The sequence below is a fragment of the Caulobacter sp. BP25 genome, from assembly GCF_002737755.1.
Classification (GTDB): domain Bacteria; phylum Pseudomonadota; class Alphaproteobacteria; order Caulobacterales; family Caulobacteraceae; genus Caulobacter.
In genome coordinates this window covers 1-13,220 of the sequence record NZ_PEGH01000002.1, presented here as the reverse complement: position 1 = coordinate 13,220, position 13,220 = coordinate 1, and the positions used below count along the sequence as shown (strand labels likewise).

Sequence of the window (13,220 nt, the reverse complement as noted above, 5' to 3'; positions counted from 1 at the left end):
GCTACCTCAGCGTCACGGACACCGACTTCAGGTCGGCGTACTTGTGCAACGCATGAAGGCTGCGGTCGCGGCCAAAGCCCGACTGCTTGAAGCCCCCGAACGGCATGGTGATGTCGCAGGCGTCCCAGCCGTTGACCCAGACGAGCCCCGCTTTGAGCCGCCGCGCGCCGCGCAGGGCGCGGTTGATGTCAGAGGTCCAGAGACCGGCGGCCAGGCCATAGACGGTGTCGTTGGCCAGGGCGATCGCCTCGTCCTCGGTGGTGAAGCTCATCACCCCCAGCACTGGGCCAAACACCTCCTCGCGGGCCAGGGCGTGGCTGGGCTGCAGGCGGTCGAAGATGGTCGGCTCGACATAGAAGCCGCCGGTCTCCTTCAGGACCTGAGCGCCACCCAGCACCCGCCGCGCGCCTTGGGTGCCGGCGATGGCGATGTAGCCCAGCGCGGTGTTCATCTGCCGCTCGCTGATCATCGCGCCAAACTGGGTGGAGGGGTCCAGCGGGTCGCCGATCTTCATGCCCTTGGCGACCTGGGCCACACGCTCGACGAAGGCCTCGCGGATCGAGGCCTCGACCAGCAGGCGCGAGGCGGCGGTGCAGACCTCGCCCTGGTTATAGAACACGCCCCAGGCGGCGGCCTGGGCGGCGGCTTCCATATCCGGACAGTCGGCGAAGACGATCTGGGGCGACTTGCCGCCCAGCTCCAGGCTGATCCGCTTCAGGTTCGAGCGGGCCGAATACTCCATCAGCTTGCGGCCGATCGGGCCCGAGCCGGTGAAGGCGATCATGTCGACGTCCATCGACAGGGCCAGGGCCTCGCCGGTGATCGCGCCAAAGCCTGGCACGACATTGAGCACCCCTGCCGGGAGCCCAGCTTCCAGGGCCAGGGCGCCCAGCTTCAGGGCCGTCAGCGGCGACTCCTCGGCGGGCTTCAGCACCACCGAATTGCCCATCGCCAGGGCCGGGGCGACCTTCCACATCGCCATATGCAGCGGGAAGTTCCACGGCACGATCGCCCCGATCACGCCCAGCGGCTCGTGGACGGCGTAGCTCAGGCGATCGACCGGCGAGGCCCCGACCTCGCCATAGACCTTGTCCAGCGCCTCGGCGTACCAGCGGCAGGTGTTGATCGCGAGGGGCACGTCGACATTGCGGGCGTCGCTGATCGGCTTGCCGACGTCCAGGCTTTCCAGCAGGGCCAGCTCGTCGGCGTCGCGCTCCATCAGCTCGGCCAGGCGGAACAGCACCGCCTTCTTGGCGCGCGGGCCCTGGTCGCGCCAGCGGCCGTCCTCGAAAGCCGTGCGGGCGCTGAACACCGCCAGCGCCACGTCCTCCTTCTGGCAGGCGGCGACCTTGTTCAGCACCTTGCCGTCGCGCGGCGAGACGTTGTCGAAGGTCTGGCCGGAGATCGCGTCGACGTGAGCACCGTCGATCACCGCCTGGCTGGGCGGAGCAAGGCGCGCGAGGCGTTCGGCGATATCGGCGGGCAGGGTCACTGAGCTTGATCCCCATTATTGTGATCACAGTTTGCGCGCAGCTCGGCGCTGTCAAGCCGGCCGGTCACGCGCTGGCCTCCACGGCCGCGCGCATCTTATCCATGCCTTCGGAAAGGTCAGCGGCGATGGCGCGGCGGGCGCCGTCGGCATCCTTGGCCTTCAGGGCGGCGATGGCCTCGGCGTGGCGGTCGGCGGCCAGGCCGTCGGCGCCCACCCGGCCAAACACCACCCGCATGAACGGCCCGACCTGCAGCCACAGGCCGCCGGCCATGGCCTCCAGCACCTCGGCCCCGGCCCGCTCGTAGATCGCGAAGTGGAAGGCGTGGTTGGCGGTCATGTAGCGGTCGACATCGCCCAGCCGCAGGGCCTCGTCGACATCGGCGTCGATGGCTTGGAGCTGGCGCACCAGGCTGGCGTCGGCGTCCAGCGCCGCCCGCGCGGCCAGCTCCGGTTCGACCCACAGGCGGGCCATGGAAAGCTGCTCCAGCCGGTCGGCGGTCAGGGAGGGCACGCTGAGGCGCTTGTTGGCCGGATTGATCGCCAGGGCCCGCTCGGCCGCCAGCCGCCGCACCGCGTCGCGCACCGGCATCGGCGAGACGCCCAGCTCGGCCGCCAAGCTGCGCAAGGACACGCCCTTGCCCGGCGCGATCCGGCCGGTGATCAGGGCCTGACGGATCGCCTCATAGACCTGGTCGTGCACGGCTGTCTGATCGGCGAGCGGCTTGCGGGTCTTCATCCCGGACTTTCCGTGAAGGGCTTGCAAGTTGGCGCGTAATTGCGATCACAATGCAAGCGATCACTCTTGGTGGCGCGCGTCCGGGCGGCGAACTGCACACACTTCGCCTGACGCGCTTGGAGGAAGACCCGCCATGCCCGACTTCGGCGCCAACAACCTCGACGCCTTCTGGATGCCGTTCACGCCGAACCGGCGGTTCAAGGCCCATCCTCGGATGCTCTCCTCGGCCAGCGGCATGTGGTACCGCACGCCCGAGGGCCGCGAGGTGCTGGACGCGACCGCCGGCCTCTGGTGCGTCAACGCCGGCCACGACCGCCCGAAGATCCGCGAGGCCATCCAGAAGCAGGCGGCCGAGATGGACTACGCCCCCTGCTTCAACATGGGCCACCCGCTGGCCTTCCAGTTCGCCTCGCGGTTAGCGCAGATCACGCCCAAAGGCCTGGATCGCATCTTCTTCACCAACTCAGGCTCAGAGTCGGTCGACACCGCCCTGAAGATCGCCTTGGCCTACCACCGCGCCCGGGGCAAGGGGACCAAGACCCGACTGATCGGGCGCGAGCGCGGCTATCACGGCGTGGGCTTCGGCGGGATCTCGGTGGGCGGCATCCCGAAGAACCGCATGTACTTCGGCTCCCTGCTGACCGGCGTCGACCACCTGCCCCACACCCATGGTCTGCCCGGCAACGCCTTCGCCAAGGGCCAGCCGGAGCACGGCGCGCACCTGGCCGACGAGCTGGAGAAGATCGTCGCCCTGCACGACGCCTCCAACATCGCCGCCGTCATCGTCGAGCCGGTGGCCGGCTCGACCGGCGTGCTGATCCCGCCGAAGGGCTATCTCGAACGCCTGCGGGCCATCTGCGACAAGCACGATATCCTGCTGATCTTCGACGAGGTCATCACCGGCTTCGGCCGAGTCTCAGCCCCCTTCGCAGCCGACCGCTTCGGCGTCACGCCCGACCTGATCTGCATGGCCAAGGGCCTGACCAACGCCGCCGTGCCCTGCGGCGCGGTCGCCGCCTCAGGCCAGATCTACGACGCGATGATGGAGGGCGCGGACGCCCCGATCGAGCTCTTCCACGGCTACACCTATTCGGCCCACCCGCTGGCCTGCGCGGCGGGCCTGGCGACGCTGGAGACCTATCAGGAGGACGACCTCTTCGCCCGCGCGGCAGGGGTCGAGGGCTACTGGCAGGACGCCGTCCACAGCCTGGCCGACGCGCGCCACGTAATCGACGTGCGTAACCTCGGGATCATCGCCGGCATCGAACTCTCCCCCCGCCCCGGCGCCCCGACCGCCCGGGCGATGGAGGTCTTCGAAACCTGCTTTGACCAGGGCCTGCTGATCCGCGTCACCGGCGACATCATCGCCCTCTCCCCGCCGCTGATCCTGGAGAAGAGCCACATCGACCGCATGGTCGAGACGATCCAGACGGTGCTGGGGCGGGTGGACTAGGGCTTGGGCTTGGGCTTCTCGAAGAACGGACCGCACTCGCTGGTTGTCCGACAGTGAATCGCCTGGGCGCGGCCTATCAGCTTATCGCTAAAGGTCTTAAGCACGGGCCTAATGTCTTCGCCGATAGCGGGCCACTTTGCCTGGAAGGCCTTGCCCGTGGGCGACTGAAAGAACGCCTGCGCCGCGCGCGTCTCGTCGGCCGTGAAAGCTTCTCCCTGTCGCTTCAGCATCTTCCGCTCGAATGACGCGCCGAGCGGGCTCTCGAAGAATTCGGTCGCGGCTTCGATTTCGGCGAGCGTGAGATGACGGGCATAGGCGGCGGCTAGCGCGCTCCGAAGCCCAGCCGCATCCGCCTGGCTCTCGACCATGGCGGCCTCCATGGACTTAAGACGCGCGGGCGGCAGGTTCGTCTGCCGGGCTACAAACATTTCGCTGTCCGGAAGCGAAGTGGCTTTCGCCAGCCGCTCGGCCGCCGATTGGACCCGAGCGCTCGGCTCCGACACGGGCGACTGGACAAGGATGGCGATAACCGCGGCGACGATGAGCATGGCTTGTCTCCCCAATAGCGCTATCGCTCTATAGTTGCGCGAACGCTGAAAGCAACGCCCGGACCGCGCCGAGACGTCGCAATCGCTCCTCTAAACCCGACCTCAACCCTTCCCCCGTCATCCTGTGCGATCGCAGCGGAGATCGGACGTGGCTCAAGGGTGCAGCGGCTGTCGGGACGGCCAGGATTTCGAGACGCCCTTTTCCATGGCGTTCCAGCCGATCGTCGACGCCTCGACGGGCCAGGTGTTCGCCCATGAGGCCCTGGTGCGCGGGGCCGGCGGCGAGGGCGCGGGGTCGGTGCTGTCGACGGTGTCCGAGCACAACCGCTACGTCTTCGACCAGCAGTGCCGGGTGAAGGCGATCGAACTGGCCACCAGCCTGGGCCTGGCCCAAAGCGGCGCGTATCTGTCGATCAACTTCATGCCCAACGCCGTCTATGAGCCGCGCGCCTGCATCCGCTTGACGTTGGCGACAGCGATGCGCACCGGCTTTCCGCTGGACCGACTGATCTTTGAGTTCACCGAGAACGAGCCGCTCGACACCCAGCATGTGCTGGACATCCTGCGCACCTATCGCGCCATGGGCTTCAAGACGGCGATCGACGACTTCGGCGCGGGCTTCGCGGGCCTGAACCTGCTGGCCAAGTACCAGCCCGACATCGTCAAGCTGGACATGGACCTGATCCGAGACATCGACCGCGACCGCCCCAAGCGCGCGATCGTCTCGCACCTGCTGGCCATGCTGACCGAGCTCGACGTCACCGCCGTCTGCGAAGGCGTTGAGACAGAAGAGGAGCTGACCGTCCTGCGCGACCTGGGCGTCGAACTTGTCCAGGGCTACGCGATCGCCCGGCCGCTGTTCGAGGGCCTGGCCGTCCCTAGCCTCGCGGCCGATACGCCATCGCCACGTCGCAACGCTCGTAGCGCGCCCCGAAAGTCCGCATGATCTCGGGGTCGTGGACGAAGCCCAGCTTCTCGTAGAGGTGGATGGCCGGAGCGCACTTGGTGTTGGTCAGCAGGTAGATCTTGTCCATGCCCAGGCTGGCGGCGCGCTCCAGGGTCTTGGCCAGCAGGAACTCGCCGACCTTCAGGCCCCGTGCGCTCTTCAGCACGCCCATCTTGGTCAGCTCGACCCAGCCGTCCTTGGAAACCATCAGGGCGCAGGTCCCGACCACGCCCAGCTGCGGCGTTTGCGCGAACAGCACCACCCCGCCCTTTTCCAGGATCAGCTCGCGTGGCCGGGACAGCAAGGCGATGTCGTTTTCCTCCAGAGCGAACATCTCCTCGATCCATTCGGCGTTGATCCGCTGGAAGGCCTCGGCGAGGTCGTCGGAAAAGTCGCGCGCCCACATGGTGGGCGGTTCGGCCGCCTCGATGCGCGTCAGCAGCGAAGCCTCGGCCAGGCGTTGCTCGACCTGGGCTAGGCCCTGCATGAAGTCGCCCGACAGGCCCTCGACCAGCTGCGCCGCCGCCGGCTCGATGCGCGGCAGAAGCTCTGTCTGGATGCGGACCAGCAGAGCCTCGCCCTTGTCCGTCAGCGCCAACCGCCGCGTGCGGCCATCGCCCGGCGCGCGGCGGGCCTCGACGAAGCCGTCATCCTCCAGGGCCTTGAGGGCGCGGGTGACGGTCGGCTGAGCCAGCTGAAGCTGCTCGGCCAGCTCGCCCACGGCGATGGGGCCGTGCAGGCGGATGGTCATCAGCAGCGACATCTGGGCCGGCTGCACCGGCAGGTCCAGCGACCGCGCGACCTCGGCCGCGTCGGCCTGCATCCGCTCGGCCAGGCGTTTCAGCCGACTGCCCAGGAACCCCACGCCATAGCTTGCCAGAAGATCCATGCCGCCCTCCATTCATAGCGCGCTATATAGCTAGCTATGAATGGAGGCGTTTCGCAAGAGCCCGTCACATCTTGAAGGGCGGGATAATGACGCAGCTCACCTTGTCCTTGACCACCGTGACCGCCGCCGCCCGCGCGTCGGTAAGGTCGTAGAACCAGTCGCGCCGCCCCAGCGACACGGCCAAATAGTCGGGCGCGTTGAACTTGCAGACCTGATAGCGGACCTTCGCGCCCTCGATCCGATCGGAAAGGTGCGTGCAGGTCATCGCCCCACCGGTCCGCCGATACATCGTCTCGTCGTAGGGCGTGGCCTGCGGATAGCGGGGAAGGCTTCGGAAGATCGCCGGATCCAGCGGCGCGCAGGGCGGGCCGTCGACACGCCAGTAGGCGTCCCGGCGCGCTTGCTCGGCGCGATCTTGGCGAGCCATGATTTGACCGCCCATGCCAATCACCGCCGCGAAGCCGACGGCGATCACCAGCCAACGCCACCGGCTAGGCGCGCGCCCTTCGAGGGGCAGCTTGCCGACATGGACCTGATCGGTCGCCATGAGCAAAACTCACATTTGTAATCTTGAGCTACATTCGTAAATCACAAGACCGCGCCTGTCACCCCCGAACGTCGCTCGTCTAGAATGGAAGGGCGCCAAGGCTATGGGCACGGCCGCCACGGCCTAGATGACACCGGTGGACAAAGCTGATCTCGCGCTGCACCTTCACCGCCAGAACGACGGGCGAGCCGTCGCCGCCCTGGGGGAGCGCTCATGATCAGCCGCCATCTTCACCTCGCCGTCGGCGCGCTTGTCGCCACCTTGATCTCGGGGAGCGCCCTCGCCGCCGAGACCCCGGCCTTCCCTGGCGCAGAGGGCGCGGGGCGGCTTTCGCTCGGCGGACGCGGCGGGGCGGTGATCCGGGTGACGAACCTCAACGACTCCGGCCCAGGCTCGCTGCGGGTGGCGATCGAGGCCAAGGGGCCGCGCACGGTGGTGTTCGACGTGGCCGGCACGATCCAGCTGAAGAGCGAGCTGAGAATCCGCGAGGGTCGGATCACCATCGCTGGCCAGACAGCGCCCGGCGGCGGGATCACCCTGCGCGACCAGACCCTGGTCGTCTCGGCCGACGACGTTGTGATCCGCTTCATCCGCTCGCGCCTGGGCTCCGAAAGCAAGGTCGAGGGCGACGCGATCTGGATCAACGGCGGCCGACGGATCATCCTGGACCACGTCTCGGCCAGCTGGTCGGTGGACGAGACCCTGTCGGCCTCGGCGCGCTATGACCGGGAAGGTCAGGGCTTTTATGACCTGACCGTCCAGTGGTCGATCATCGCCGACAGCCTAGCCCACTCGATCCACGCCAAGGGCGACCACGGCTATGGCAGCCTGATCCGGGGCGGGAACGGCAGCAGGATCAGCTTCCACCACAACCTGTGGGCCAACCACATGGCCCGCATGCCCCGGCCGGGCAACTACGACGGACCAGACAAGGATCCGGTCGGGCCGCTGTTCGATTTCCGCTCGAACGTCTTTTACAACTGGGGCAAGGGCTATGCTGGCTACAACGCCGACAAGGCCACGCGCGCGACCTATAACTTCGTCGACAACGCCTATGTCCCAGGCCCGAACTCCGGAAAGCGGGTGGCCTTCCAGGAGAGCAACGCCGAGGCCAAAGGCTACTTCGCCGGCAACAGCATGGACGGCGTCGTGCCGGCCGATCCCTGGAGCCTCGTCACCTTCTCCATTCCCGAGCCCGCCGGCTATCGCCTGGCCGCGCCCATCGGGGTAGCGCAGGTGACGCCCGAACCGGCCGACAAGGCCTATGAGCGCGTGCTGGCCGACGCCGGCGCTTCGGTCTGGCGCGATCCCGTGGATCGCCGGATCGTCGAGGGCGTCCGCACCCGGACCGGCAAGGTCGTCAACAACCAAGCCGAGGCCGGCGGCTGGCCCACCCTTCCCGCCGGCAAGCCGGCCAAGGACACGGACGGCGACGGCATGCCCGACGCCTGGGAAAAGACTCGCGGTCTCAACCCGAAGACGGCCGACGGCGCCGCGCTCGCGAAGGACGGCTCGGGGTGGACGAACCTGGAGCTCTATCTGGCCGATGCGGCGAAGGTCCGGGGCTAGACGGCCGCCGCCGCCCCCACCACCTGACCCGCTTCGCGGGTCGTCCGCCCCCGCCGGGGGCGGAAGGCGCCCTTCTTCCCCCTCCGGGGGAGGAGGGCCGTAGGCCCGGAGGGGGCAAGTGAGCAAGCTCATCCCCCCTTTTGCTCCCCCGCCCGGTTTCGGCTAGAAGCCGCGCCATGTCGCACAACACCTTTGGTCACCTGTTCCGCGTCACCACCTGGGGCGAGAGCCATGGGCCCGCGCTGGGCTGCGTGGTCGACGGGTGCCCGCCCGGGATCGCCCTGACCGCCGAGATGATCCAGGCGTTCCTGGACAAGCGCCGTCCCGGCAGCGGCAAGTTCGTGACCCAGCGCCAGGAGCCGGACGCGGTGCGCATCCTGTCGGGCGTATTCGAGGACGAGCGCAGCGACGGCCAGCGCACCACCGGTACGCCGATCAGCCTGATGATCGAAAATACCGACCAGCGCTCCAAAGACTATTCCGAGATCGCCCAGGCCTTCCGCCCGGGCCACGCCGACTACGCCTATTTCGCCAAGTACGGCGTGCGCGACTATCGCGGCGGCGGCCGCAGCTCGGCGCGCGAGACCGCCGCGCGGGTGGCGGCCGGCGCCATCGCCCGTCTCGTCATCCCCGGCGTCACGGTGCGCGCGGCCCTTACCCAGATCGGCCCGCACGCGATCAATCGCGACAACTGGGACTGGAACGAGGTCGAGCAGAACCCCTACTGGTCCCCCGACGCAGCCATCGTGCCGGTCTGGGAAGAGCACCTGGAAAAGATCCGCAAGGCCGGCTCGTCGACCGGCGCCGTGGTCGAGGTCGAGGCGGTCGGCGTCCCGGCCGGCTGGGGCGCGCCGCTCTACGGCAAGCTGGACGCGGAACTAGCCGCGGCCCTGATGTCGATCAACGCCGCCAAGGGGGTCGAGATCGGCGAAGGCTTCGCCAGCGCCGCCCTGACCGGCGAGGACAACGCCGACGCCATGCGCCGGGGCCCCGACGGCCAGCCGTTGTTCCTGTCCAACCACGCTGGCGGCGTTCTGGGCGGTATCTCGACCGGCCAGCCGGTCGTGGCGCGCGTGGCCTTCAAGCCGACATCTTCGATCCTGATCCCGCGCCAGACGCTGAACGAGGCCGGCGAGGAAATCGACCTGCGCACCAAGGGTCGCCACGATCCGTGCGTGGGGATTCGCGGCGTGCCGGTGGTCGAGGCCATGACCGCTTGCGTTCTGGCCGACGCCTTCCTGCGCCATCGGGGTCAAACCGGAGGTTGAATTTCACTCATAACGTGTGAGTGTATTTCAACCCAACATGGCCCCATACGGGAAAATTATCATTTTCATTGTAATACAAAAGCTTTTTTATTGACCGACGTTATTGCAAGCCAGTAACACTCGCCGAATAGGGGAGTGGATTTCGTGCGGTTTGAACTGCTGAAAGTCCTGCTGGTCGATGACAACCAGCACATGCGCATCTTGCTGATGGAGATCCTTCGGGCCGTCGGCGTTCGCCACGTTTTCGAGGCGACGGATGGCGTCGAAGCGCTGGCAGTGATGCGCCAGACCGCCATCGACGTGGTGATCACCGACCTGTCCATGGGCCCGCTGGACGGCCTGCACTTCGTTCAGCTGCTGCGCCGCGCGCCCGAGAGCCCCAACCCCTACACGCCAGTGATCATGATCACCGGCCACTCGACCGAGCGGCGCGTCAACGAGGCGCGCGATGTCGGCGTGAACGAATTCCTGGCCAAGCCCGTCACCGCGCGCTCGGTGATCGACCGCCTCACCCAGCTGATCGAGAACCCTCGCCCCTTCGTGCGCGGCGGCGCCTATTTCGGCCCCGACCGCCGCCGCCGCGACAGCCCGCGCCATCCCGGCCCCTGGCGACGCGGCGAAGAGAACCGCTCGGCCTATGTGGACGCGCCTTCGGAAACGAAGCACACGCCCCGGGCCTGACGGGCGGCCACCGCCCTTCGATAGGCGCAATTTAAAGGAATGATGGCCTAGAGAGGAACCAAGCTCGTCCTCGTGAGACCCCCATGCCCTTCATTCGCCAGGCGCCTGTCGCCGCCGCCCTGCTCGCGGCCGCCCTCTCCCAGAGCGGCTGCGTCGCCGCCGCAGTAGCTGGCACGGCCATCGGCGTCACCGGCGCGGTCGTCGGCGGCGCGGCCAAGGTCGGCGGCAAGGCGGTGGGCGCCGCCGGACGGGCGGTCATCCCCGGCGACAGCCGCAAGGACAAGGACGAACGGTAGGGTTCTCTATTCGGCGTCGATCAGGAAGAGCACGCCGCGCGCGCCCGGCTTGACGCTATGGGCCTGGCCGGCCGGCACGAGATAGAAGTCGCCAGCCTTCATTTCGACGAGACGCCCCTCGACCTCCAGGATCATCTGCCCTTCGACGACGAGAAAGCCCTCGTCGAAGTCGGGATGGCTCTCGGTCGGGATGCCGGCCTCGTCCATGCGAATGACCTTGATATTGGCCCCGCCCGTGCGCCCGATGATCTTCGAGCGCCAGGCGTGCGGCAGTCCCTCGGCCTCGTCGATCAGGTTCGTCAACACCGCCCCACCCTTCTCCTAAAGCGCCAGGACGCAGCGCTCGCCGATGGTCGGGCGCGACAGCTCCACGCGCGACAGGCCCGGGAACTGGACCTTCAGGCGCTCGGCGAAATAGAGGCACAGGCGCTCGAGGGTCGGCGTCTCGAGGCCCGGCTTGTCGTTCAGCAGGCCATGGTCCAGCTCGGCGGCGACGGCCTTGAGGGCGGCGTCCAGGGTGTCAAGGTCGGCGACCCAGCCGGCCGGCGCCATCTCGCCCCGCACGCTGGCCTCGACCTTGAACGAGTGGCCGTGCAGCTTGCGATAGCGATGGTCCGCCGGACCTTGCTCAATGTAATGAGCCGCGTCGAAATACGCGGCCTTCGTGATCTCGAAGACGGGCTTCATATGTCGCTTCTTATGACTAGGCCTGGGAGGCTCTAGCGCAACGACCCTGTCACCAAGTCGAGCGCCTTATCCGTCAGGGCAGGCCGAGATATTTGTGTGTTTGGACGCTTAAACGCCATTGTGGGTGCGAAAGGCAATAGGCGACAGCCAATTGCGTGTTTGCGTCGCGGTCGGGCCCGTCCATCGGCTGCAGGTAGAACCGCTCGAAATCGAGGCCTGCGAACCGCTCGGGCATGGCCTTTTCCTGCGGGAAAACCAGCTTCAGCTCCTGGCCGAAGGTCTGGACGACCGGCGCATCGGCCTTGGGGCTGACGCAGATCCAGTCGACGCCCGGAGGCGCCTGAAGCGTGCCGTTGGTCTCGACCGCGATCGAAAAGCCGCGCGCGTGCAGAGCGTTGATCGCCGCCTCATCCAGCTGCAGGAAGGGTTCGCCGCCCGTGCAGACCACCAGGCGGTCGTCGGGACCGCCGGTCCACTGGGCCTCGACCGCGGCCGCCAGGTCGTCGGCCGTGGCGAACTTGCCGCCGTTCTCACCGTCGATCCCAACGAAGTCGGTGTCGCAGAAGGTGCAGACGGCCTTGGCGCGATCCTGCTCGCGGCCGCTCCAAAGATTGCAGCCGGAGAAACGGCAGAACACTGCCGCCTTGCCCGCCTGGCCGCCTTCGCCTTGGAGGGTCAGGAAGATCTCTTTGACGCTGTAGGTCATCGCGCCCTCTCCCCTTGCGGGAGAGGGTGGCCCACGCAGTGGGTCGGGTGAGGGGTCGCGCGGGCGGGGTCGGACACGTCTATCAACCCCTCATCCGTCAGCTTCGCTGACACCTTCTCCCGCAAGGGGAGAAGGAAGACTCTCGCGCCCCGCCGCATCCCACTCGGCGTAGCCCTTTTCGCGCAGCTCGCAGGCCGGGCAGACGCCGCAGCCATAGCCCCAGGGATGCAGCGTCCCGCGTTCGCCCTGGTAGCAGGTGTGGCTTTCCTCGACGATCAGTTGGACCAGATCCTCGCCGCCCAGGCTCTTGGACAGCGCCCAGGTCTGCGCCTTGGTCAGCCACATCAGCGGGGTCTCGACCCGGAAATTGCGATCCATGCCGAGGTTCAGGGCGCTCTGCATGGCGTCCAGCGTCTCGCGGCGACAGTCGGGATAGCCCGAGAAGTCGGTCTCGCACATGCCGCCAACCAGGGCGTCGACGCCCCGCCGGTCCGCGAGCGCGGCGGCGTAGATCAGGAACACCAGGTTGCGCCCCGGCACGAAGGTCGAGGGCAGACCCCGCCCGGTCATCTCGATGGCGCGGTCGGCGGTCAGGGCCGACTGGGCGACGGCGCCAAAGCTCCTGATGTCCAGCACGTGGTCTTCGCCCAGGCGGTCGGCCCACTGGGGGAAGCGCGCGGCGATCTGGCGGCGCACGGCCTGGCGCGCCTCCATCTCGACCACGTGGCGCTGACCGTAGTCGAAGCCGACGGTCTCGACGCGGCCGTAGCGCTCCAGCGCCCAGGCCAGGCAGACGCTGCTGTCCTGACCGCCGGAGAACAGGACCAGGGCCGCTTGATCGGCGGAGGGGCGCTCTAGCGGGCTCATGCGCGGCGCTCGCTTTTCGGGAAGGGGAACATGCGCCCTCCTCTACACGAGCCAGGCGCTCGCCGGAACCGGCGCCGGCCCAGCGTCCTGGGAGACGCGCCCAACCGTCGATACTCAGTTCACGAAGTGAGTCGAATTCTTGAGAGCGCTGTCACGCAATCACGCATGAATAGCGAGACAAAATCCGGAAGATGGGCAAAACTTCCGCTACGTAAGCGGCAAACCCAATCTTCTAATTTTGGATTGACTTGTACGCCTGGCGACAATGAGGTCGCATTTTAAGTGAAAAGCCGTAACCTATCACCGATCACTTACCTTTGCGCCAGTTGACAGTCAGAGAACGCAAGTATGCAATCTTGCAATGCTGCGATGGGTTCGCCGTACGCCCGCGTGGTGAAAAACAGTACGGCGTCGAGGAAACATCGACGCGGCAGGCCCACCCATAAGGCGCCGCTTGCGTCTGGGAGGGAATTCAATGTCGCAAACTCTGCGTACGCGGAGCCTGCTGGTCATGGGCGCTTCGGCGGCCGTGCTC

Annotated in this window: 14 protein-coding genes and 1 pseudogene; 6 read left to right on the top strand and 9 right to left on the bottom strand. The window is 67.4% G+C overall.

The genetic code is table 11. The features are described from left to right. Position 1: 1 nt before the first annotated feature. Together CSW59_RS00765 and CSW59_RS00760 are read right to left on the bottom strand one after the other, a co-directional pair. A complete protein-coding gene (locus tag CSW59_RS00765) occupies positions 2-1,492 on the bottom strand; it encodes an aldehyde dehydrogenase (protein WP_099442250.1) in 1,491 nt (496 codons plus the stop codon). A 64-nt stretch (positions 1,493-1,556) separates the two neighbouring features. Then, the gene (locus CSW59_RS00760; protein WP_099442249.1) at positions 1,557-2,228 is read right to left on the bottom strand and encodes a GntR family transcriptional regulator; all 672 of its coding nucleotides are present in this window, start codon (positions 2,226-2,228) and stop codon (positions 1,557-1,559) included. A 133-nt stretch (positions 2,229-2,361) separates the two neighbouring features. Here CSW59_RS00760 and CSW59_RS00755 point away from each other — a divergent pair, with 133 nt between their 5' ends. After that, positions 2,362-3,681 carry an aspartate aminotransferase family protein gene (locus tag CSW59_RS00755; RefSeq protein WP_099442248.1) on the top strand — a complete coding sequence of 440 codons (1,320 nt, stop codon included), beginning with the start codon at positions 2,362-2,364 and terminating at the stop codon, positions 3,679-3,681. Here CSW59_RS00755 and CSW59_RS00750 read toward each other — a convergent pair. Continuing rightward, positions 3,678-4,229 carry a DUF2059 domain-containing protein gene (locus CSW59_RS00750; RefSeq protein ID WP_099442247.1) on the bottom strand — a complete coding sequence of 184 codons (552 nt, stop codon included), beginning with the start codon at positions 4,227-4,229 and terminating at the stop codon, positions 3,678-3,680. The two genes, CSW59_RS00755 and CSW59_RS00750, sit on opposite strands and share 4 nt — an antisense overlap. Positions 4,230-4,434: 205 nt before the next feature. Here CSW59_RS00750 and CSW59_RS00745 point away from each other — a divergent pair, with 205 nt between their 5' ends. Then, positions 4,435-5,175: an EAL domain-containing protein gene (locus CSW59_RS00745; RefSeq protein ID WP_099442246.1), complete on the top strand. Its 741-nt coding sequence runs from the start codon at positions 4,435-4,437 to the stop codon at positions 5,173-5,175. Here CSW59_RS00745 and CSW59_RS00740 read toward each other — a convergent pair. Next, entirely contained in the window at positions 5,108-6,064 is a 957-nt protein-coding gene (locus CSW59_RS00740) for a GNAT family N-acetyltransferase (RefSeq protein WP_099442245.1), read from the bottom strand. The two genes, CSW59_RS00745 and CSW59_RS00740, sit on opposite strands and share 68 nt — an antisense overlap. 64 nt (positions 6,065-6,128) lie before the next feature. After that, positions 6,129-6,611 (bottom strand): hypothetical protein, encoded by a 483-nt coding sequence (locus CSW59_RS00735; RefSeq protein WP_099442244.1) that lies wholly within the window; start codon positions 6,609-6,611, stop codon positions 6,129-6,131. Positions 6,612-6,824: 213 nt separating this feature from the next. Between CSW59_RS00735 and CSW59_RS00730 the strand changes: the two genes are divergently transcribed. The 4 genes from CSW59_RS00730 (at position 6,825) to CSW59_RS00715 (ending at position 10,425) form a co-directional block, all read left to right on the top strand. Beyond that, positions 6,825-8,180 carry a pectate lyase gene (locus CSW59_RS00730; protein WP_099442243.1) on the top strand — a complete coding sequence of 452 codons (1,356 nt, stop codon included), beginning with the start codon at positions 6,825-6,827 and terminating at the stop codon, positions 8,178-8,180. A 176-nt stretch (positions 8,181-8,356) separates the two neighbouring features. Beyond that, on the top strand, positions 8,357-9,448 hold the full coding sequence (gene aroC / locus CSW59_RS00725; protein ID WP_099442242.1) for a chorismate synthase: 1,092 nt from the start codon (positions 8,357-8,359) through the stop codon (positions 9,446-9,448). Between the two features lie 144 nt (positions 9,449-9,592). After that, entirely contained in the window at positions 9,593-10,129 is a 537-nt protein-coding gene (locus CSW59_RS00720; protein WP_099442267.1) for a response regulator, read from the top strand. 83 nt (positions 10,130-10,212) lie between these two features. Continuing rightward, entirely contained in the window at positions 10,213-10,425 is a 213-nt protein-coding gene (locus CSW59_RS00715; protein ID WP_099442241.1) for a hypothetical protein, read from the top strand. Positions 10,426-10,431: 6 nt separating this feature from the next. Here CSW59_RS00715 and CSW59_RS00710 read toward each other — a convergent pair. The 4 genes and pseudogenes from CSW59_RS00710 to queC all read right to left on the bottom strand — a co-directional run. Then, positions 10,432-10,722: pseudogene (locus CSW59_RS00710) on the bottom strand (cupin domain-containing protein); the annotation flags it as partial. A 24-nt stretch (positions 10,723-10,746) separates the two neighbouring features. Continuing rightward, complete coding sequence (locus CSW59_RS00705) at positions 10,747-11,112, bottom strand: 6-carboxytetrahydropterin synthase (protein ID WP_099442239.1); 366 nt, start codon at positions 11,110-11,112, stop codon at positions 10,747-10,749. Positions 11,113-11,185: 73 nt separating this feature from the next. Beyond that, entirely contained in the window at positions 11,186-11,818 is a 633-nt protein-coding gene (queE, locus tag CSW59_RS00700; RefSeq protein WP_099442238.1) for a 7-carboxy-7-deazaguanine synthase, read from the bottom strand. A gap of 90 nt (positions 11,819-11,908) precedes the next feature. Then, positions 11,909-12,685: a 7-cyano-7-deazaguanine synthase QueC gene (gene queC / locus CSW59_RS00695; protein ID WP_099442237.1), complete on the bottom strand. Its 777-nt coding sequence runs from the start codon at positions 12,683-12,685 to the stop codon at positions 11,909-11,911. Positions 12,686-13,220 lie beyond the last annotated feature (535 nt).